Source organism: Tabrizicola sp., assembly GCF_030373185.1.
Taxonomy (GTDB): Bacteria; Pseudomonadota; Alphaproteobacteria; order Rhodobacterales; family Rhodobacteraceae; genus Tabrizicola.
On sequence record NZ_JAUCZH010000006.1, the window covers coordinates 55,877 to 76,920 of the forward strand.

Below are 21,044 nucleotides of genomic sequence, written 5' to 3' on the forward strand. Positions count from 1 at the left end.
CCGGCAATTGAAGGAATAGACGGATGTGGTTTGGTAAGTGGTTCTGGGGCATGCTGTTGCAGCTTTGTCTGCTGCCTGCGGTCGTGCTTGCCGACAGTTACCGGATCGGCCCGGGAGATGTTCTGAGCCTGCGTGTTCTCGAATGGCAGCCGCTTGAAAATCGCGCCCAGGAGTGGGAGGCGATGCGGGCTGAGCTTCGGGTGGATTCCGATGGAATGGTCAGCGTGCCATTCCTCGGGCCGGTCAAGGCCGACACATTGACCCCTGCGGATTTGTCGGTGCTGATTGCCGACGGCTTGCAGCAAAGACTCGCTATTTCGGCGTCACTGGATGCCATCGTGCAGGTGGCAACCTACCGGCCAGTGTATGTGTCCGGTGCGGTGCGCACCCCGGGAGAGTTTCAGTTCCGGCCGGGGTTGACTGCGGCGCAGCTTGTTGCACAGGCCGGGGGGGGCGCTCTTGGGCAGGGGGCCGGGGCGATTGACCCGCGCGACATCCTCTCGCGTGAAGGCACCATGCGTCTTCTGAACCTTGAGGGTGAGAGGCTGGCGATCCGGCGCGCCATGCTGCAAGCCGCCATCGAGGGTCTGGACACTCTGGTGGTGCCGCCACGTCAAGGGGGCGCAAGCTGGCCACTTGGTCTGGTGACAAGCGAAAACGAGGTGCTTCGGCTGCGCAAGGAGCGCCGCACACGGGAACTGGCGGCGCTCGACAACCAGATCGTTCTTCTGAACAACGAGATCGAGTCACTGACCGGGCGATCCGAAGCACTGGAGTCCTTGATCGAAAGCGCCCGGCGCGAGAATGAAAACGCCCAGTCCCTCGCCGAGCGCGGGCTGGCCGCAACCGCGCGCGTGTCCGAGACCGAGCGCACTGTCGCGCTGGTCGAGGCGCAGCTTCTGGACGTCTCCACCGCCATACTGCGCGCCCGGCAGGGGATAACGCTGGCTGAATCGGAGAAGCTGGCACTGCGTGACCGGGAATTGATTGCAGACATGCAGGAGTTGCAGCGGGTGGAGGAGGAACTGGAGCGTGTTCTGGCCACCCTTGACACCCAGCAAGGCCTTGCCATTGCGGAAACCGGGTTGGTGTTGCGCGGCGGCATGGCGGAAGAAGATACGGCGCTGCCGGAACCCGTTGTTACAATCCTGCGCGGTCAGGGCGAAGACGCTGTCAGGTTGTCCGGGCTGGAGACGCTACTTGCCCCCGGAGACGTGGTAACCGTCGCGATGCCGCGGAACTGGGGGCGCTGGTTTGATGACCAGCGCGGCATCGCAAACCAATGAGCGCTGACGTCGGTGATACGCGGTCGGATCCGGCCGCAGCGGTGCCGCGCATGCATCAGCACGTCTCCGAAGGGCGCGGTCGCAGGGCCGTGCTTGGCGTCGGCTGGTCGGCGCTGAACACCGGCTCGGCGATGCTGATCGCGATGATCGTCTTCGTCATAACCTCGCGGCTTCTGGGTCCGGACGAATTCGGCATCGTGGCATTTGCGCTTTCGATCATTGCCATCGTCGGCTGCGCCACACCGGGTGGATTCGGTGAAGCCATCATCCAGCGTACCGAGATTGCCGATGATCATCTCGATACCGTGTTCTGGCTGTGCATCATTTCCGGACTGGTGATGTTCGTGCTGATCCTGCTGCTGGCCGGTACCGTAGCGGAAATCTCCGGTGAGCCGGTGATGGCCCTGCTGCTGCCGTTCTTTGGCGTGAAGCTGGTTCTTGATCTGGCGGCGGTGGTGCCACAGGCGCTGGTCATCCGTGCAATGCGTTTCAAGCACGTCGCGGCGCGCACCGCGATCGGCAACAGCGTGGGCGGCGTGATCTGTGTTGCCATGGCGCTTAACGGCTACGGGCTCTGGGCTTTGGCGATGGCACCGATGGTCACATCCGTGGTGTCGCTGATCATCCTTGCGTGGGCTGCGCGCTGGTGGCCGGGGTTCGGGCTGCGGATCAGTGCGCTGCGCGATCTTTTGCGGTTCGGCCTTTTTGCGTCGGGCAACAATGCACTGTACTTCCTTAACCTTGACCGGTTGCTGCTGGGGTTTCTGGCAGGACCGGCGGTCCTGGGTCTCTACTTTCTAGGCAGACGGCTTTTCGACCTGTTGAGCGGGGTGACCGCCGGGGCTATCCTGCCTGTCACCAATGTGTTTTTTGCCTCTATCCAGAACGAACCGGGCAAGCAGATCGGGGCCTACAGCAACGCGATACGTGCCACCACACTGGCCGTCTTTCCGCTTTTCGGCGGTCTTTATGCCCTGGCCGACAGCGCCGTTCCGATGATCTTCGGCAGCCATTGGGATCCAGCCATGCCGGCGGTCAAGGCGTTTGCGATCATCGGATTGATGGGGGGGCTTTTTGTGCCGTCCTCGTCGCTGGCGATTGGTCTGGGGCGTGCGGATATGTGGTTCGTGGTCGATCTGCTGCGCCAGATTCTTGTGGTTTCGGCGATCCTGCTGTTCGTCAGCAGTGGGCTGGAAGCCGTCATGACAAGCCTTGTGGTGGTGAATGCCGCCATGTTGCCAGCCTGCTTTCTGATCGCACGAAGGCTGATCCAGATGCCTTTGCGACAGTATCTGGAAGCGCTGATGCTGCCGCTTCTGGCGACAGGGGTGATGTGCGGTGCCATCGTTGCGCTGCCGTGGCTTCTGCCGGCATTGCGACCAACGGTGGTGCTGGCGACTCAGATGGTTGTGGGGGCGTCGGTCTATCTTGGCATCGTGCTGAGCATGTCCAGACAACAGATTGCCGAACTGAGACAGGCCTTTTCAAGGGGGGCTGCCGGTGACTGACAACGAACAGGGCCTTTCGGCCGCGCAACAGCGCATTTCAGTGATCATGGCCAATTTCAACGGCGAGCGGCATATCAGGCAGGCGCTTCGGTCCGTGCTGGACCAGACCCACGACAATCTTGAACTGATCGTCAGTGACGACGGGTCAAGCGATGCCAGCCGCAGGATCGTGTACGAAGAGATGGCGCTCGATCCGCGTATCCGGCTGATCGAAGCTCCGGCGCCGTCGGGGCCGGCCGGTGCGCGCAATCGCGCGCTTGAAATTGCGACGGGAGATTGGGTCGCAATCGTCGATTCAGACGATATCATCCACCCAGAGAGGCTGGCCCGCCTGTTGCAATCGGCTATGGTGCTTGGCGCGGATCTTGTGGCCGATGATCTTGTGTTCTTCGGTGATGACCCTCTGGAAAGTCAGGGAACGCTGCTGCGGCAACTGGCGCTGAAAGCCCCGCAGGAATTTGATGCGGTGGCGCTGATATCGGGCCGCCTGCTTGGTGCCGAAAACCTGTCGCTTGGGTATCTCAAGCCGCTGATCCGCCGCGGTGCGCTGGGGCAGACCCGCTACAACGAGAACCTGCGCATCGACGAGGACTGCGACCTCTATCTGCGGCTTCTGCTGGGTGGCGCCCGGTTCATGTTGATCCCGGATGCGCTTTACCTTTATCGGCGCCATCCCCTTTCCACGTCGCATCGGCTTGGGGTGGCCAGCCTTGAGCGGATGATTGCGGCACAGGCGGCGGTCTTGCGCGATCAGCCGCCGGAACGGGAAGACCTGATCCGGGCGATCACCCGGCGGATGAAGTTGCAGGCGCGGGAGCTTTCACATGTGCGCACGATGGAGGCACTGAAGGCTGGGGATTGGCTGGCGGCGGCGGGCAGGTTGCTCAGAAACCCGAGGAACGTCCTTTCTCTGATGAGAAGCGTGAAAGAGCGGGTGCAGCGCCAGCTTCGACGGCGGGACAGTTCGGGGGATGTCAGGGCAACGATGAACCTTGTCCTGTGTCAGCGCGGGCAGGTGGTGCCGACCGAGTATTCCGGCTTTGAGGTCTTCGAAGTGCCAGCGGTCAACGAACGTGGTTGGGCGGCTTCGGCGGCAGAAACCTGGATGCGACTGGCGCGATTGGCCTGCAAGCATGACCTTGACATCATCGCCATCGACCGCGCTGGAGAGTTCGCGCTGGGTCTGGTGCCGCGCTTCGGATCGGCCAAGGTCGTCTACCCTGCCCCGACAGCAGCAGATGTCCGACCTCCCGGGTCAGCGGAAGCGGAAGCGCAGGCCATCCCCGTCGTTCAGCCCGCGCGATCCTGTCAGGAGGAGGCATGACACGGATCCTGTATCTGACGCATGATCTTGACGATTCCGCCACATGGCGCCGGGTGAGCATGCTGGAGGCCGGTGGGGCCGTGGTCGAGGTCGCCGGTTTTCGGCGCGGGACCGCACCTTTGTCACGCGAGGCGACGGTCCTTGGCCAGACTTACAGCGGCCGCTTTCTGCATCGGGCGCTAAGCGCGCTGCGCCTGATGCTGCGGGCGGGGTCGGTGGCGCGCCGCGGTGCGCCGGATGTCATCGTTGCGCGCAACCTTGAAATGCTGCCGCTGGCACACCGGATCCGCAAGCGCGTCAGCCGGCAACGACCGCCGCGATTGTTCTATGAAGCTCTGGACATTCATCGCCTGCTGGTTGGGCCGGGCATGATCGCGTCATTGATGCGGCTTGTGGAACGGCGGCTGTGCCGCAATGTGGATCGGGTGTTGATCTCGTCGATGCGGTTCGACGAAGAACATTTCCGCCGCTATCGCCAGATCGAGGCACCTCCGGTCCTGATCGAGAACAAGGTCTGGGATCCGGCAGCGGCTGATCTGGCCCTGTTGCCGGTCCGTCCGCCACGGCAGGGCGGTGGGCCGATCGTGATTGGCTGGTTCGGCATTCTTCGCTGCGCCGAATCCCTGCGGTGTCTTGATGCGTTGTGCCGCGATGCAAACGGCAGGGTTCGGCTGGTGCTGCGGGGGCGGCCAGCGCTTGATGTCTTGCCAGATTTTCATCAGATCCTGCGCGACAACCCGCATATCGAATTCCATGGTGCCTATCGCTATCCGGATGACCTGCCAGAGATATATGGCGGGATCGACATCGCATGGCTGGTCGACAGGTTTGAAGCGGGCGCAAATTCCGAGTGGCTGCTGCCCAACCGGCTTTATGAAAGCTGTGCTAACGGCGCGATTCCGCTAGCGTTGGAGGGAACTGAAACCGGCCGCTATCTGTCCCGGCGGGGCCTTGGTCTTGTGCTGCCTGCGCTGGGCCCAGAGGCCGTTGCCGCCGTGCTTGAAAGCGTGGACGAAAACCGGCTTGTGGCCATTCGCGCAAGGATTGCCGAACTCGACATGGCCGAGTGGCGGACCACGCGGCAAGACTGCATCCGGCTGGTCGATCTTCTGGCAGGACGCACCGGCACCGAGCGAGAAGCTGCCCCGGTACCACAGCTTGACCCCGTGGAGATTGTCGGATGACCATCAAGCCAACAACGTTCCAGACAGACATGACATCGGGCCTCGGCACCGGGGGCGAGGCGCCGCCGGGCCGGATCGTCATCATCATTCCGACGCTGAACGAGGCCCGGCACATCGTGTCAGTCATCCGCGCGATGGAGGGCGGGGCTGGACGGCTTGGTGCGCATATCGTTGTGGTGGATGGCGGGTCAACCGACGGGACGGTGGACATCGTGCAGGCCGAGGCGGAACGGACCCCGGGACTTGTGCTGTTGCACAACCCGCGCCGATTGCAATCCGCCGCCATCAATCTGGCAGTTGATCATTATGCTGACCGGGTGGACTGGATCATCCGCGTTGACGCCCATGCCGGCTATCCTGTGGATTATTGCGACGCACTTCTTGCCGAGGCGCAGCGCACCGGGGCCGACAGTGTTGTCGTGCGGATGCATGCAACCGGGCAAGGGGTGTTGCAGCGCAACATCGCGGCAGCGCAGAATTCCCTGTTCGGCAACGGTGGGTCGGCTCATCGTGGCAAGGGTGAAGGCCGGTTTGTCGAACACGGCCACCATGCACTGATGCGGGTCGCGGCGTTCCGTGCCGTTGGCGGCTATGATGAAGACTTCAGCCATAATGAGGATGCCGAGCTTGACCAGCGACTTGTCGGGGCCGGATTCCGCATCTGGCTTACGGCAGAAACCCGGATGGACTATTACCCGCGCGATACCCTGCGCGGGCTTGCTCGGCAGTATTATCGATTCGGTGCCGGGCGCCTTGCGACGGCATGGAAACATCCTGGCAGCCTGAGCAAGCGCCATTTCATCCTGATCAGCCTTGCGCCGCTTGCCTTGCTGGCAGCACTGGCACCAACAATGCCGCTTCTGGCGCTGCCGTTCGCGGCCTGGCTGCTGATCTGCCTGCTGGCCGGGTTGCTGACGGCGGTGCGCGGGCGCAAACTCGCATTTGCATTTTGTGGTCTTCCGGCGGCGGTCATGCAAATGGCGTGGTCAGTCGGATTCTGGGGCCAATTGTTACGTCTTGGCCTGCGCGGCCCTGGCAGAAAGTCCGAAGCCCGCCAGCGGCCGCGGGCGATGACGGGAGAATGAGAGTGAAGCGGATGCTTGTGCGGTTCAACGACAGCGACCCGGGAATGATCCCGGCGCCAGCCAGCGGGCCGGTCGCAGAGATGGGGCCGATGCGCAGCGGGCCTCAGATCGACATTGCCGCAATCCTCTCTGCGGTCCGGCGCCAGAAGTATCTGGTGGGCGCTGCTGCTCTTGTCGGGCTGGCCCTGGGCGTGTTGCATGTGCTGACCGCGCCGCGGGTCTACATGGCCTCGACCGAGGTAATGATCGGCGAGGACGTTGCCGGTGTGTCCAACGGATTCAACCGCCCTGCCACCGTGACCCAGAACGAGGTCATGCTTGAAAGCGCGCTTCGGGTCTTGCAGTCGCAGACCCTTGCGCTGGCCGTCGTCAACAAACTCGACCTGCATGAACGTGAAGCTTTTGTCGCCCCCCCCAGATCCTTGCCCGGCGGAGCGGTGCAGTTTCTGCGCGGACTGGCGGGGGCGGTTCTGTCCGGCGGTTCTGGCAGCGAAGCTGAGGCCGACCCTGAAGCGGCCGCGATGAAACAGCGCATCGCAGCGGCTGAGAACCTTCGCGAAAACATTGATGTCCGCCGCGAAGGGCGCAGTTCGGTATTTCTGTTGCGCTATACCTCAAGCGACCCGGAACTGGTGGCCGCAGTCGTGAATGCCTATGGTGAGGCTTTCGTCTCTGACCAGCTGATCGGCAATGTGGAGGCTTCGGCACGGGTGCTGGACTGGCTCCAGAACCGCCTGTTCGTGATCCAGGAGAATTCCACCCAAGCCGCCTTGCGGGCTGAGGAGTTCCGCGCGCGCAGCGGGCTGGAGACCATCGCCGGTGAACCGATCACCGTGCAGATGATCGCGCAGCTTAACGCCGACATCGCCGACGCGACTGTCCAACTGGCGCGGACGCGGGCGCTGAGCAGCATCTATGACGAGCTTCGCCAGCTTGATCCGCTGCGCTTCATCGAGTCGGGCGCCGCCGGAGCCCGCGTTCCCGATGCCGAGTTTTCTGCCGGGCAAGAGCGTCTCATGGTCTTGCAGCAGCGGCTTGATGAGGTCGAACTGCGCTACGGCCCGGATCATTCTGAAGTCGTCCAGCTGCGCGAACGGATCGAGGCCGAGGGGCGGGCGCTGCAACGCGAGATGCAGCGGCTTTACGAGACAACCGCAAACGCTGTCCGCGCACTGGAATCCGAGATCAGCATCCTGCGCAACAGCATTTCCGAGATCTCGGCCGAAAATCTGGACCTTGCCACCTCGCGTGTCGAACTGCGCGCTTTGGAACGGCAGGCCGAGATTTTCGATGCGCTGAACGAGACCTACCTGCTTCGCCTGAAGGATCTTGAACAGACCCAGACATTTCCGGTCACAAATGTGCGGGTGCTGTCCTTTGCAGACATTCCGGAAGATCCCATATCGCCGCGCAAGTCGCTGGCCCTTGGGTTCATGCTGTTGCTTGGGGCGGCTGCCGGTGGCGGGCTGGCGCTGTGGCGCGAGCGGATCCACAGGTTCATCCGCACCCGGGAGGATCTGCAGGAGGCCAGCGGGTTGCCCTTCCTCGGCTATATGCCGCTCTTGGCACCGGACGAGATCGAAGGGGCAACCGTTCCCGAGATCGCCGGAAAGAAGGCGGCGACTGCTGGTGAATTGCGCAAGGGGTTCAAGCATGATTTCGCGGCCCTGAGGCATCCCCGGTCCCAATTCACCGAGACGTTGCGAAATATCCGGGTCACCCTCGAAAGCTCGACAAAAGGTCAGACGGGCTATGTGCTTGGCGTGGTTTCGATCAGGCCGGGCGAAGGCAAGACGACAACAGCGGAAAACCTCGCGGCTCTTGCTGCGCTGGCAGGGCGGTCGGTGCTGTTGGTGGATGCGGATGTCCGGACATCTTCGCTAAGCCGAAGGTTGCGTCAGTCGATGGGGGTCGGCTTGCGCGAAGTGCTGATGGGGCGGGCGGATTGGGAGGCTTCGCTTCGCCGTGAAGTGAACACCGGCCTGCACTTCCTGCCGTCCACATTCTCCGCGAATGATTCCTCTGCCGGGGATCAGGTCGGTTCGCCAGAGTTCCGCAACCTGATCACCGAAGCGCGTCGACGCTATTCGCTGACGATCATCGACCTTGCCCCGCTGGCCCCGGTATCGGACGCACGCGCGCTTGTTCCGGTGCTGGACGGTCTGGTCATGGTCCTTGAATGGGGCAAGGTCTCTCGGGAAACACTGCGGGACATCCTGTCGGTGGACCATGTCCTTTACGAAAAGCTGATAGGCATTGCCCTGAACAAGGCTGACATGAGCGCTTTGGCCAAATACAGCCAAACCGACCCATTTGAAGGATATTATGATGCTCAGGGCGAGAAGGAGAACTGACGTGCATGGTGCCTTGAATCGCAATGGTCTGGCATGCCGGGCCAGAATTGCCGCTTGCGCCATGCTGCTTGCACTGGGCGCAACCGGCAGCACGCAGGCCGAGCCGCTTGGGGAGTCATTCCTTGATGATTTCAACGAGTTTGATCTGGAGAAGTGGTACGTCTCCGATGGCTGGAGCAATGGCGCCCATCAAAATTGCCAATGGTCAAGCACCGCCGTACAGCACATGCCGGGACAGCTTGCGCTACGCTTTCTGGAGGATCCGACACCGACGCATGTTTACCGCTGCGGTGAAATCCAGTCGCAACAGCGCTTTGGCTACGGCACCTATGAGGCGCGGATCAAGACCAACGATGGCAGCGGTCTCAACGCGGCCTTCTTCACCTACATCGGACCTGTCCACGACGAACGCCACGACGAGATCGACTTCGAAATCCTCACGGCCAATCCTCGAGAGGTGACAGTCAACACATATGTGGACGGCAAGCCGCATCATGGGGCCGTCCACCCCATGCCGCGTCCGGCCAACGAGGAATTCCACACCTATTCCTTTGTCTGGGAACCCGGGCGGCTGAGCTGGTATGTCGATGGCGAGCTGATCCACACTGTCGAGGACGCGATCCTGCCGGAACGGCCGCAAAAGATCTATCTGAGCATCTGGGGGACCGAGACCCTGAACGACTGGATGGGTCCATTCGTACATCCTGACCAGCCAAAGCAGATGGAAATCGACTGGGTCGCGTTCACAGGTCTTGGCGAAGCCTGCCGGTTTGACGGCTCGGTGCTTTGCAGGCTTGCGGGAAACTGACTTGAGCGGGGCGGTCCTTCATCGGAAAGGCTTTGCCGGCGCGGCAGGTGGCATTACCGTATGCCCGAACACGGTGCTGAGCGTGCTGATTCTGACGTCACTGGTCTTTGCCTCTTATCTGGGGCGGAACGGTGTGCTGGTCTTTCTGATCGCCGGGCTGGTGCTCTTGGCTCGGCGGCCGGATCGGTCCCGGGATGAGTTGCGCGATTACTGGTGGCTGTACCTGCTGCCCTTGTGGTGCGCCCTGAGCATGCTGTGGTCCGACCATCCCGACCTTTCCCTTCGGCATGGCACCCAGCTTGTAATAACCTTCGTCATCGCGGTGACGCTGGCAAGCCGCCTGTCGCCGCTTGTCTTCTTGCGGGTGCTCTTCCTGGCGCTTCTGGTTGCTGGCCTGGCAAGCCTCCTGATCGGCAATGTCCGGGAGGATGGGATCTGGATCGGCATCTTCGAAAGCAAGAACTACTACGCATTCACCATGGTCGCGCTGGTTCTTTGTTCTTTCGCCCTGCTTGCCGATCGGATTCAGCCCCTTCTGTGGCGTCTTGCCGGGCTGTTCGGTGCGCTTCTGGGATTGCCGCAGATCATGATGGCTGAATCGGCGGGTGCTGTCATTGCTTCTGTCTTCGTGCTGGCTGCGGCACTGGTGATGCTTCGTACGCATTCGCTTCCGCCAGCCCGCAGGACTGCCGGGCTGCTTAAGTTTTGCGGCGCGGCGTTGGCCATGTTGCTGGTGGCGCTTTATTTCGGCGATGCGATCCTTCAGTTTGTGGTGGAGGTGACCGGCAAGGATCCGTCACTGACAGGACGGACAGATCTGTGGGCCGCCGCCATCGGCGAAATTGGCCATGCGCCGCTGCTTGGCACCGGCTATCGGGCCTTCTGGGTGGAAGGAAACTCATTGGCCGAACAACTCTGGGCCGATTTCTACATTGCCTCGAAATCCGGCTTCAACTTCCACAATCTCTATCTGTCCAACGCGGTGGACATCGGCCTGATCGGCGTGTTCCTGCACCTGATGCTGTTGTTGCCGGCATTCCTGCTTTGCACGCGTTGGGTGATGCACGCCGGTGGGGCGCCGGCGCTGTTCTGCTTCATGGCTGTTGCCTTCGTGCTGGTTCTGTCCATGGTCGAGGTGCCGGTCTTTTTCGAATTCAATGCATTGACGCTTATGGTGCTGGCATCTCTGGTTTACGGGCTGCGGGCATCCCGCGAACTGCCGCAGCTTCAGCGGCATGGTGGCGCGCGGCGGCGCGTCTGAGTTTTCATCACGCATAACAGGAGGCGTGCCTTGGAATTCAACAGTTTTGGCGACATGGAGGCAGATGTAGTCCGGCTCTTGCCACGCTTGCCGCGGGATCTGGATTTGATCGTGGCCATCCCACGCAGTGGTCTGGTGCCGGCCAGCATGATTGCGCTGCACCTCAACTTGCCGATCACCGACCTGCAAGGCCTTTACGAGGGGCGTTTCATGGCCTCGGGTCATCGCAAGGTCCGCAGCCGGACCAGTGATGCCGACGATGCCCCATTGAACGTGCTGATCGTTGACGACAGCGTGGGAACCGGCGCGCAATTGCGGGAAATCCGCACGGAATTGGGCCGGCGTGCCTTGCCGCACCGGATTTCCTTTGCGGTGGTCTACGCAACGCCGGTGGGCGCGCCCTTGGTGGACTATTATAGCCGGAAGGTGCCAACGCTTCGGCATTTCTTTGCCTGGAACGTCATGCATCACGGTGCCATCGGAACATGGTGTGTAGATATCGACGGCGTCCTCTGCCGCGACTGCACGGAAGAAGAAGACGACGAAGGCAGCAAATATGCACGATTCCTGGAAACCGTTGAACCGCTGTTCCTGCCAACCACGCGCGTTGGCTGGCTGGTAACCGGTCGGCTTGAACGCCACCGAGCCGCGACCGAGGCATGGTTGCAGCGCCACAATGTCAGCTATGACCACCTTGTGATGCATCCGGCCAGTTCAAATGCCGAACGCAAGGCGAGCGGCGGTGGCGGAAGCTTCAAGGGGGCTTTCTATCGGACAGCGGAGGCCGGGTTGTTCATCGAAAGCAACGCCTGGGAGGCAGAGGTCATCGCAAGGATGTCTGGCAAGCATGTCGTGTGCATGGATACCCGGTCGATGGTAAAGCCGAACCCGGCGGCAGTTCTGCGCAAGATCACCAGGAAGGGGCCGGGTGCCTATATCCGCTTTGTGCGCAGGATGATCGAAAATTTCGGGCAACAGCGCAAGAATGCCCGCTTCGTTGACCCGGCTGCGAACTGTGACAAGCAACCCTCACAATCACCGCTGCAATCCCCCGATAGATCTGAGGCGCAACGCCATGTCTGACCCTTCAAGGTTCGACATGGCCTCTGCAGGGTTTGGGGGGCGCTGGTCAGCCTTCCCGGCCAGAGGACCGCTTCACCGCGCTTTTGCCAAGATCGGGTTGGCTGACAAGAAGGGCCTGAGCGCCGGCTTCCGGCCAGGTGGTCCGCTGCCCTTCACCCGGCGTCCGCGCCAGAACCAGCAGCAACGCGATGTAGAGAACCTGTGCAACCACAAGGGTAACGACACCCATCACCAGCGCCTGCATCCAGGTCCCGCCAATCGCCAGGGTAGCCACGCCGCACAGGCCTGCCGATCCAAGCATTCCAGTAACAAAGGAAGTCAGCTTCATTGCCCACTCTCGATCTTGTCCGGCCATCCCGGGTCCGTCACCAGGATCAGTTTCAGTCAAGAACCTGACCATCCGGTTAACGGGTGGGCAAGTCTTTCCTTGAATTTGCCCTGCAATTATGGCGCAAATGAGCCGAAATGCGCTTATCATCTTGCTCGGCAGGCAGATATTGGCCGGCTGGGCCTGCCCCATGAAGCCAGATCCCGGGGGGGTGGTCATGCGTGATACGGTCATTCATGGCTCGACATCCGGGGTGCCGCTGGTAGCATTCGGGGCCTGCACCTTCCGGCGGCCGATACTCGCCCGTACGCTGAATAGCCTCGCCGCGCAGACGCTCGCTCTTCAGGGCAACTGCTGCACAATCATTGCCGACAACGATGATCAGCCGTCGGCCTTGCCGCTGGCGGAAACGGCCCGGGATGCCCATACGATGCCGTTGCATTATGTGCATGCGCCTGCGCGCAACATCTCGATCGCGCGAAATGCGCTGCTGGAAAAGGCAGTGGAACTTGGCGCTGATTTCCTTGCCATGATCGATGATGATGAAGTGGCTTCTCCCGACTGGGCAAGGGCGCTTCTGGAGCAGATCACCACCTCGGGTGCGGATGCGGTGCTGGGGCCGGTGATCGCCAACTATGGGCCGGATGCACCCGGCTGGATGCGCAATGCGAACTTTCATGATGTCGTGCCGGTCGTTCAGCCTGACGGCCGGATCCTTACCGGCTACACTGGCAATGTCATCCTGCGCCTGAACAGCCCGCACTTGCGCGACCGCCGTTTTGACCTTGCCTATGGGCGGACAGGTGGCGAGGACGATGCCTATTTTCGTGGTCTGGTGCGCAGCGGCGGTGCCATCGGCTATGCGCCCGCAGCCATCGCCCATGAGGACGTGCCGCCAGAGCGGGAACGGCTTTCGTTTCTTCTGCGCCGGAACTTCCGGGCCGGGCAGACGCATGGTCGGATCAATGCCCCCGACCAAGGCCTCGGGCGGGCAATCCTGTTCGCGAAGGCCGCGGCCAAGGTGACAGTGCTGACCGGGTGGGCCGGTCTTTCGGTGCCTTGGCCAGCCCGCCGGACCCGGGCGCTAATGCGGGCATCGCTGCATGCCGGCGTGTGTTCGCAACTGCTTGGGGGGAAGATCCTTGAACTCTACCGATCCTGAGCCAAGGCTCCGGGCCGGACGGCCGGGGCAACCTTGCGCGACCCTTCAGGGGGCTGCCGGTGTTCCCGGCCGGTCTGACCATGGGTGCTGCAATGCGTAGGTCTTCCCTTGCCGGCCGTCTGTCCTTTGCGGCCGCCACACGGATGGCATTTCGCCGGGTTCCGGTGCCGCCCGGGCGCGGTTTTCTGAGCCTCAGCTTCGATGATATCCCCCTGTCGGCCTGGACAGAAGGCGGACCCATCCTGAGCCGGCACGGACTTCGGGCCTCCTACTATCTGAGCGGCGATCTTTGCGGAAAGGTCTTCGAGAACCGAGAGCAGTATCGACAAGACGATATCGCCGACATCATCGCCGCCGGACACGAGATCGGGTCGCACCTTTTTCACCATGTCAGCACACTGACCCTGAGCCCGAACCAGATGCGCAGGGAAATCGCGCTGAACGATGCCTTCCTGAAGCAGGCCGTCGGTCAGGACTTCATGGCGCGCAGCTTTGCCTATCCCTACGGCGAGATTTCTGTTGCCGCAAAATGGCTGTGCAACCGGCGCTTTCTGGCTTCGCGCAGCGTGATGCCCGGGCTGAACAGCAACGGCGCGGATGCAGGACAGCTCCGCATCTTGCCGATCGACAACATCTTTGCCGCCGAGACAGATATCGGTGCAGGCATAGCGGCTGCCGCGCGCGACGGAGCTTGGGCGATCCTGCTGGCACATGGGGTGGACAACACGGGCCATGCCTTCAGCTGCCCCCCGTCCCGCCTGGAAGCGGTGATCGAGCGCGCGATGGCCGCAGGCCTGGAGATATTGCCGGTCGCCGAGGTGATGGATCGGCTGACATCCTCCCGCAGCTAAGCCAGCAGCAAGGATCGTAAGGGCTGGCAACTGCGGAATTGCCCCAAAGGCAGCGCCGCCGCCGGGTGTGCCTGCGCTGCGGCATCGCCGGGGCTGGCAGGCGGGGCGACAAACCGTCATGATGGGCGTGCCGAGGTTGCTGGCGGTCCGGGGGTGCGGATATGGATTGGATCGACCGTTTTGCGGGGCTGAAGTCCTTGCCTGCCGAGGTGGCGCAAAGGCTTGTCGCTGGCAGCAAGGTCGTGCAATTGCCCGCCGGGGCGCGGGTGTTCGAGCCGGGGCAGCATGCCGACAACCTGCTTTTGCTGCTGTCCGGCACGGTGCGGGTGCAGCAACGGTCCGAAACCGGGCGCGAGGTGTTTCTCTACCGGGTGAACGCGGGCGAAAGCTGCGTGCTGACAACCGCCTGCATGCTGGCCGACGAAGACTATTCCGCCGAGGGCCTGACCGAGACCGAGGTCGAGGCGGTCGTGATCCCGCGCAAGTTGTTTGACGAACTGGCTGGCCGGTCCGATATCTTCCGCAGCTTCATTTTCCGCGCCTATTCACGCCGGATTGCGGATCTTTTCAGCCTGATTGATGATATCGTATTCCAGCGGGTCGATGTAAGACTGGCGGCCCGTTTGTTGGATCTGGCACAGGATGGTGTGGTGCAGGCGACGCATCAGGTTCTGGCGGTGGAACTTGGCACCGCGCGAGAGGTGATCTCGCGCACGCTGGGTGAATTCCAGCGCCGGGGATGGGTTGAACAGGCGCGCGGCGTGATCCGCATCCTTGATCGGGGCGGATTGGAGCGTCTGGCGCGCTCTGTGACCTAGTCACCGAGGAACCCGCGCCACTTGTGGCAAGGTCGCGACAGCGATGATTCTCGAAAGGAGAACGACATGACCAAGAATATGGGAACGATCGACCGGGGCCTGCGTGCGCTTGTGGGCGTGGTGCTGCTTGCCGGGGCCTTCCTTCTGGGCTGGTTCGCCGGCTGGACTTTCTGGGTGGCGGCGGCTGTCGGTGTAGTGATGTTGGCCACGGCGGCGATGGGCAATTGCCCGGCCTACAGCATCTTTGGAATCAAGACCTGCAAGACCTGAGGACGGAATGATAACTGAATTCACACCCCTGCAATCGCTGGGGGGAGGCGCGCTGATCGGCATTGCCGCAGTGCTGTTGATGGCATTTCATGGGCGCATCCTGGGGGCTACGGGCATCCTGGGTGGGCTTATGCGTTTGAACGACATGGCCGACTGGCGCCTGAAGGCGGCGCTTCTGGTCGGCATGGCGATGGGACCACTGGCCCTGCTGTGGGCCACCGGCACCGCACCCGCGATGGAGGTTCCGATCTCCAATCTGGCGGTGGTTCTTGGCGGGCTGATTGTGGGCGTGGGCGTCAGCTACGGCGGCGGCTGCACGTCGGGGCATGGTGTTTGCGGCAATGCCCGCTTTTCGCGCCGGTCCATCGTGGCGACGATCAGCTTCATGATCACGTCCTTTGCCACCGTATTTGTCACCCGTCATCTGTTGGGGGCCTGAGATGCGCATTCTGTCTGCACTTGTCATCGGCCTGATCTTTGGCGTCGGAATTGCCATCTCTGGCATGATGAACCCCGCCAAGGTGCTAAACTTCTTCGATCTTGCCCAGATCTGGGATGGAACCTGGGATCCAAGCCTTGCCTTCGTGATGGGCGGCGCGCTTGCCGTGACCATTCCGGGCTACCGGCTGGTCTTTGGCCGCCCGGCCCCGGTGCTGGAGAACCGGTTCCAGCTTCCCGATACGCGGGTGATCGACCGCCGCCTTGTGCTTGGCTCTGGCGTCTTCGGCATCGGCTGGGGGATTGCCGGGTTCTGCCCGGGCGGTGCGCTGCCCGCGCTTGGCACCGGCCGGATCGAGCCGTTCCTGTTCGTGGCCGCCTTGATCGGCGGCCTGCTGATCGCGCGTGTGGTCCAGGCCCGAAGCCTGCCTCCCCGCCCGAAACCTGCCACTTGAGGAGGTTGTCATGACCATCAAGACCAACTTGTCCATCAAGCCCGAAGTGAAGGGCTTCTTCGACCCCGCCACCAACACCATCAGCTATGTGGTGAAGGATCCGGGTTCTGACGCCTGCGCCATCGTCGACAGCGTGATGGACATCGACTATGCCGCCGGGCGGATCACTTATGACCACGCCGATGCGATGATCACCTATGTGAAAGAGCATGGGCTGAAGCTGGAATGGCTGATCGAAACCCATGTCCACGCCGACCATCTGTCCGCTGCGCCCTATATCCAGCGCGAGTTGGGCGGCAAGATCGGGATCGGGCGCAACATCACCGTTGTGCAGGACACCTTCGGCAAGATCTTCAATGAAGGCACCGAGTTTCAGCGCGACGGTTCTCAGTTCGACCGGCTGTTTGATGACGGTGACACCTATACCGTCGGCACGATGGACTGTGTGGCAATGCACACCCCCGGCCATACGCCCGCCTGCATGACCCATGTGATGGGCGACGCGGCCTTCGTGGGCGATACGCTGTTCATGCCCGATGGCGGGTCAGCCCGGGCCGATTTCCCGGGCGGGGAGGCCGGGCAGCTTTATGACAGCATCCAGAAGGTGCTGGCGCTGCCCGACGAAATGCGCCTGTTCATGTGCCACGACTACGGCCCGAACGGCCGCGACATCAAATGGGAAACCACTGTGGCTGAAGAAAAAGCCCACAACATCCATGTGGGTAGCGGCAAGACCCGTGACGAGTTCATCAAGTTCCGCACCGAACGCGACGCGCAACTCGACATGCCGAAACTCATCATCCCGTCGTTGCAGGTAAACATGCGCGCAGGCTCGCTTCCCGAACCTGACGAGTCCGGCAAACGTTTCCTCAAGGTGCCGGTCAACGGTCTTTGAGTCCACGGCTTGACGCTTTCTTGCGGTCGCTTGTCGCAACGTTCTGTCAGCGATGACTGACCGCAAGGAAGCGAAAGGCATCCTGTAGAATACAAGGCTTGACCATGTCCCCGCTTCTGAAGCGGCTTCCGGTGCTTGACTGGGGCCGCCGCTACAATCGTGCCACCCTTGGCGCCGACCTGATGGCCGCGCTGATCGTCACCATCATGTTGGTGCCGCAGTCCCTGGCCTATGCGCTTCTGGCGGGCTTGCCACCCGAGGCGGGGATCTATGCCTCGATCCTGCCGATCGTGCTTTACGCGATCTTCGGCACCAGCCGCGTGCTGGCCGTGGGTCCGGTGGCCGTGGTGTCCCTGATGACCGCCGCCGCCGTGGGGCAGGTGGCCGAGGCGGGAACGGCGGGCTATGCGATGGCGGCACTGACGCTGGCGCTTTTGTCTGGTGGCATGCTGTTTGCCATGGGGGTGCTGAAGCTGGGGTTTCTTGCAAATTTCCTCAGCCATCCGGTGATTGCCGGGTTCATCACTGCCTCTGGCATCCTGATCGCTGCGGGGCAGGTGCGTCACATCATGGGCGTGCAGGGCGGGGGGGAAACCTTGCCGGAAATCCTGCATGGGCTTTGGTTGCATGTCGCGGACACCAATCTTGCCACGCTGGCCATCGGGGCAGGGGCCGTGGTCTTTCTGTTCTGGGTGCGCAAGGGCATGAAGCCTACGCTTCTGGCGCTTGGCACCCCCAAGCGCGCCGCCGACATTCTGACCAAGGCCGGCCCGGTCTTTGCCGTCGCCGCCACCACCGCGCTGGTCTGGGGGCTGGGGCTGGCCGACAAGGGCGTGCGTATCGTGGGCGAAGTGCCGCAAGGCCTGCCGCCCTTCACCGTGCCGGACCTGTCCTTGTCGCTGGTGTCCGCGCTTTTGATCCCGGCTGCGCTGATCTCGATCATCGGTTTTGTCGAAAGCGTGTCGGTTGCCCAGACCCTTGCCGCGCGCAAGCGCCAGCGGATCGACCCGGATCAGGAACTGTTGGGCCTTGGCGCCGCCAATATGGGTGCAGCCTTTACCGGCGGTCTGCCGGTCACCGGGGGTTTTGCGCGGTCAGTCGTCAACGCCGACGCAGGGGCTGAAACCCCGGCAGCAGGGGCCTTTACCGCCGTGGGCCTTGCCTTTGCCGCCATCGCACTGACGCCGCTTCTGTATTTTCTGCCGCAAGCCACGCTTGCCGCCACCATCATCGTCGCCGTCCTTGGCCTTGTGGACCTTGGCATCCTGCGCCGCACATGGGCCTATTCACGCCGCGACTTCGCCGCCGTTGCTGTCACGATCCTTGTCACCCTTGGCCTTGGGATCGAGACCGGGGTTTCTGTTGGTGTGGCACTTTCGGTCCTTCTCCACCTTCTCAACACCGCCCAGCCGCATGTGGCCGAAGTTGGTCTTGTTCCGGGGTCCGAACACTTCCGCAATATCCACCGCCATGCGGTGCAGACCTATCCCCATGTCCTGACACTGCGGATCGATGAAAGCCTTTACTTCGCCAACGCCCGTTTCCTTGAGACGATGATCCTTGACCGCATCTCCCGGTCCCCCGACCTGCGAGAGGTGATCCTGATGTGTTCGGCCGTCAACTCCATCGACTATTCGGCGCTGGAAACGCTGGAGGCGCTGCACAACGAACTGGCCGCGCGCAACATCCGCCTGCACCTGTCCGAGGTGAAAGGCCCGGTGATGGACCGCTTGCAGCAGACCCACTTCCTGCAACATCTCAGCGGCAAGGTATTCAAGTCACAGTATGATGCCTTCCACGCCCTTGCCAAAGCCGATGGTGCCGAGCGTGGCAATGGGGCTGGTGCGGGGACGGATGCCTGACGATTGCCCGCAAAACCGGCAGGCCATCCATCCTGACGTCGGTTTTCCGGCCAAAGCGTTTGACTTCCCCCCCGCCCGCGCCAACCTTCGGCTGAACTTGGGGGAAAGCCGATGCAGCACCGCTTCTGGGCGCAGTATACCGCGCTAGATTTCGCAGCCCTGCCGCGCGACCGGCTGATCGCCGTTCTGCCGGTTGGCGCGGTGGAACAGCACGGGCCGCACCTGCCCTTGTCGGTTGATCAGGCGATCCTTGACGGGATCATCGCCGCGACCGTGCCGCTGATCCCGGCCGATCTGCCCGCGCTGATCCTGCCAACCCTGCCTGTCGGCAAATCCGATGAACACAGCGCCTATCCCGGCACGCTGACCTTTTCCGCCGCGACCTTGATGGCGATGTGGTCCGACATTGGCGACAGCGTCGCCCGTGCGGGGGTGCGCAAGCTGGTGATCCTCAACTCCCACGGCGGCCAGATTGCCCCGATGGACATCGTCGCGCGCGATCTGCGGCTGCGTCACAAGATGCTGGTCGTGGGCGCGAACTGGTTTGCCATGGGGATGCCGCCGGGTCTGTTCACGCCAGACGAGGAACGCTTCGGTATCCATGCGGGCGACATGGAAACCTCTGTCATGCGCGCTTTGCACCCTGATCTGGTGCAGATGGACCATGCCCGCCATTTCCGCCCGCTGGTCGCCGATCTGGCCCAGCACAACCGCCTCCTTGGCCTGACGCCCGCGGGAAAGCTTGCTTGGGCGGCGCAGGACATGCACCCCGCCGGTGCCTGTGGCAATGCCTCCCTTGCCACCGTGGACAAGGGCCGACAGGTCATCGAACACGCCGCCCAGCAGATCGTGACCCTGTTGGAAGAGGTGGACCGGATGACCCTTGATCACCTTGACCACCAGCCGGACCCCGACGCGCGATGATCCTTGAAGATGTCAACCTTGACGGCCAGCCGGTCCGCATGACCCTGTCCGGCGGCAAGATCGCCGCCATCGACCCAAGCCCCGGCCCGGCCTCACGGACCATCTTGCCCCTGCCCGTGGAACCCCATGTCCACCTTGACAAGGCTGGCACCATTTCCCGATGCCGCCCCGAGGCGCCCGGCCTTTTCGGCGCTATCGACGCGATGGCGCGCGACAAGGCGAACTGGACAGCGGAAGACCTTCGGTCGCGGATCGAGGCGGGAATGCAGGAAGCCTGGCAGGCAGGCTGCCGCGCCATTCGAAGCCATATCGACTGGGACGGCCCGGCCGCACCGCTGGCATGGGACGTGGCATCAGTGGTGGCGCAGGACTGGGCATCCCGCATGCCGCTGATCCGCGCCTCTCTGTCGGCCATCGACGTGGTGGGAGACCCTGACCTTGGCCCCGCCATCGCGGCCCGCGTGGCGCGCGATGGGCAGGTGCTGGGGGCGTTCATCTACCGCCACCCGGACCTTGCCAACCGGATCCCCTTTGTCTTCGACCTTGCCGAAAAACATGGCTTGATGCTCGATTTCCACGTCGATGAGGGGCTGGAGGTTGAAGCCACCGGCCTTGACCTGATCATCGCGGAAGCCACCCGCCGCGGCATGGGTGACCGGGTGCTGTGCGGTCACGCCTGCTCGCTTTCCATCCGTCCCGACGCCGCTCGCGCCATCGACGCGATGGCCCGGGCCGGAGTGGCGCTGACGGTGATGCCGACGACAAACCTTTACCTGCAAGACATGGCCCCCGGCCGCACCCCCCGGCTGCGCGGCCTTGCCCCGGCGCAGGAACTGCGGGCGGCGGGCGTCCCGGTCCTGTTCGGCACCGACAATGTGCGCGATCCCTTCTACCCGATGGGGGTCCATGACCCGCTGGAATCGCTCCGCCTTGCCGCCCTTTCCGCCCACCTTGCCCCCGGCAGTTGGGTGGACGCGATCACCACCACCCCCGCCCGTGCGCTTGGTCTTGCCGACCGGCCCGTCGCGGTGGGAGAGGTGGCCGATTTCCTTGTCCTGCCCGCGCCCGATGTCCTTGCCGCGCTTGCCCGACCCGGCGTGCCGCGCATGGTGATCCGTGGCGGCGTACCCCAACCCTGAAACAGGTGA

20 protein-coding genes are annotated in these 21,044 nt (G+C 62.8%); 19 read left to right on the top strand and 1 reads right to left on the bottom strand.

Annotated elements, in window-relative coordinates; all coding sequences use genetic code 11:
- Positions 1 to 23: 23 nt before the first annotated feature.
- From QUV21_RS12620 to QUV21_RS12660, 9 genes are all read left to right on the top strand, one after another.
- Positions 24 to 1,286, top strand: coding sequence for a polysaccharide biosynthesis/export family protein (locus QUV21_RS12620; protein ID WP_300855372.1), 1,263 nt, complete (start codon positions 24 to 26; stop codon positions 1,284 to 1,286).
- On the top strand, positions 1,283 to 2,794 hold the full coding sequence (locus QUV21_RS12625; protein WP_300855374.1) for a lipopolysaccharide biosynthesis protein: 1,512 nt from the start codon (positions 1,283 to 1,285) through the stop codon (positions 2,792 to 2,794). The genes QUV21_RS12620 and QUV21_RS12625 overlap by 4 nt, the downstream gene beginning before the upstream one ends.
- On the top strand, positions 2,787 to 4,118 hold the full coding sequence (locus tag QUV21_RS12630; protein ID WP_300855376.1) for a glycosyltransferase family 2 protein: 1,332 nt from the start codon (positions 2,787 to 2,789) through the stop codon (positions 4,116 to 4,118). Before QUV21_RS12625 ends, QUV21_RS12630 begins: the two co-directional genes overlap by 8 nt.
- On the top strand, positions 4,115 to 5,302 hold the full coding sequence (locus QUV21_RS12635) for a glycosyl transferase (RefSeq protein ID WP_300855378.1): 1,188 nt from the start codon (positions 4,115 to 4,117) through the stop codon (positions 5,300 to 5,302). Before QUV21_RS12630 ends, QUV21_RS12635 begins: the two co-directional genes overlap by 4 nt.
- Complete coding sequence (locus QUV21_RS12640) at positions 5,299 to 6,387, top strand: glycosyltransferase family 2 protein (RefSeq protein WP_300855380.1); 1,089 nt, start codon at positions 5,299 to 5,301, stop codon at positions 6,385 to 6,387. Before QUV21_RS12635 ends, QUV21_RS12640 begins: the two co-directional genes overlap by 4 nt.
- A gap of 11 nt (positions 6,388 to 6,398) precedes the next feature.
- Complete coding sequence (locus tag QUV21_RS12645) at positions 6,399 to 8,741, top strand: GNVR domain-containing protein (protein WP_300855631.1); 2,343 nt, start codon at positions 6,399 to 6,401, stop codon at positions 8,739 to 8,741.
- Positions 8,742 to 8,802: 61 nt separating this feature from the next.
- Positions 8,803 to 9,549 (top strand): family 16 glycosylhydrolase, encoded by a 747-nt coding sequence (locus QUV21_RS12650; RefSeq protein WP_300855382.1) that lies wholly within the window; start codon positions 8,803 to 8,805, stop codon positions 9,547 to 9,549.
- Between the two features lies 1 nt (position 9,550).
- A complete protein-coding gene (locus QUV21_RS12655) occupies positions 9,551 to 10,810 on the top strand; it encodes an O-antigen ligase family protein (RefSeq protein ID WP_300855384.1) in 1,260 nt (419 codons plus the stop codon).
- Positions 10,811 to 10,840: 30 nt separating this feature from the next.
- A complete protein-coding gene (locus tag QUV21_RS12660) occupies positions 10,841 to 11,893 on the top strand; it encodes a phosphoribosyltransferase family protein (protein ID WP_300855386.1) in 1,053 nt (350 codons plus the stop codon).
- Positions 11,894 to 11,939: 46 nt separating this feature from the next.
- On the opposite strand, the gene QUV21_RS12665 is transcribed toward QUV21_RS12660, so the two are convergent.
- Positions 11,940 to 12,221 carry a hypothetical protein gene (locus QUV21_RS12665; RefSeq protein ID WP_300855388.1) on the bottom strand — a complete coding sequence of 94 codons (282 nt, stop codon included), beginning with the start codon at positions 12,219 to 12,221 and terminating at the stop codon, positions 11,940 to 11,942.
- Positions 12,222 to 12,438: 217 nt separating this feature from the next.
- On the opposite strand from QUV21_RS12665, the gene QUV21_RS12670 reads away from it, so the two are divergent.
- The 10 genes from QUV21_RS12670 (at position 12,439) to QUV21_RS12715 (ending at position 21,035) form a co-directional block, all read left to right on the top strand.
- Positions 12,439 to 13,383: a glycosyltransferase gene (locus QUV21_RS12670; protein WP_300855390.1), complete on the top strand. Its 945-nt coding sequence runs from the start codon at positions 12,439 to 12,441 to the stop codon at positions 13,381 to 13,383.
- 92 nt (positions 13,384 to 13,475) lie between these two features.
- Positions 13,476 to 14,234: a polysaccharide deacetylase family protein gene (locus tag QUV21_RS12675; protein WP_300855392.1), complete on the top strand. Its 759-nt coding sequence runs from the start codon at positions 13,476 to 13,478 to the stop codon at positions 14,232 to 14,234.
- 161 nt (positions 14,235 to 14,395) lie between these two features.
- Positions 14,396 to 15,052 carry a Crp/Fnr family transcriptional regulator gene (locus QUV21_RS12680; protein WP_300855394.1) on the top strand — a complete coding sequence of 219 codons (657 nt, stop codon included), beginning with the start codon at positions 14,396 to 14,398 and terminating at the stop codon, positions 15,050 to 15,052.
- A gap of 66 nt (positions 15,053 to 15,118) precedes the next feature.
- Positions 15,119 to 15,322, top strand: a complete 204-nt coding sequence (locus tag QUV21_RS12685; protein ID WP_300855396.1) for a DUF2892 domain-containing protein — start codon at positions 15,119 to 15,121, stop codon at positions 15,320 to 15,322.
- Between the two features lie 7 nt (positions 15,323 to 15,329).
- On the top strand, positions 15,330 to 15,761 hold the full coding sequence (locus tag QUV21_RS12690; RefSeq protein ID WP_300855398.1) for a YeeE/YedE thiosulfate transporter family protein: 432 nt from the start codon (positions 15,330 to 15,332) through the stop codon (positions 15,759 to 15,761).
- A gap of 1 nt (position 15,762) precedes the next feature.
- Positions 15,763 to 16,215: a DUF6691 family protein gene (locus QUV21_RS12695; RefSeq protein WP_300855400.1), complete on the top strand. Its 453-nt coding sequence runs from the start codon at positions 15,763 to 15,765 to the stop codon at positions 16,213 to 16,215.
- Between the two features lie 10 nt (positions 16,216 to 16,225).
- Positions 16,226 to 17,110 carry an MBL fold metallo-hydrolase gene (locus QUV21_RS12700; protein WP_300855402.1) on the top strand — a complete coding sequence of 295 codons (885 nt, stop codon included), beginning with the start codon at positions 16,226 to 16,228 and terminating at the stop codon, positions 17,108 to 17,110.
- Between the two features lie 104 nt (positions 17,111 to 17,214).
- A complete protein-coding gene (gene sulP / locus QUV21_RS12705) occupies positions 17,215 to 18,972 on the top strand; it encodes a SulP family inorganic anion transporter (protein ID WP_300855404.1) in 1,758 nt (585 codons plus the stop codon).
- Between the two features lie 111 nt (positions 18,973 to 19,083).
- Positions 19,084 to 19,896 carry a creatininase family protein gene (locus QUV21_RS12710; RefSeq protein WP_300855406.1) on the top strand — a complete coding sequence of 271 codons (813 nt, stop codon included), beginning with the start codon at positions 19,084 to 19,086 and terminating at the stop codon, positions 19,894 to 19,896.
- Positions 19,893 to 21,035 carry an amidohydrolase family protein gene (locus QUV21_RS12715; protein ID WP_300855407.1) on the top strand — a complete coding sequence of 381 codons (1,143 nt, stop codon included), beginning with the start codon at positions 19,893 to 19,895 and terminating at the stop codon, positions 21,033 to 21,035. Before QUV21_RS12710 ends, QUV21_RS12715 begins: the two co-directional genes overlap by 4 nt.
- The last annotated feature ends 9 nt before the right edge of the window (positions 21,036 to 21,044 follow it).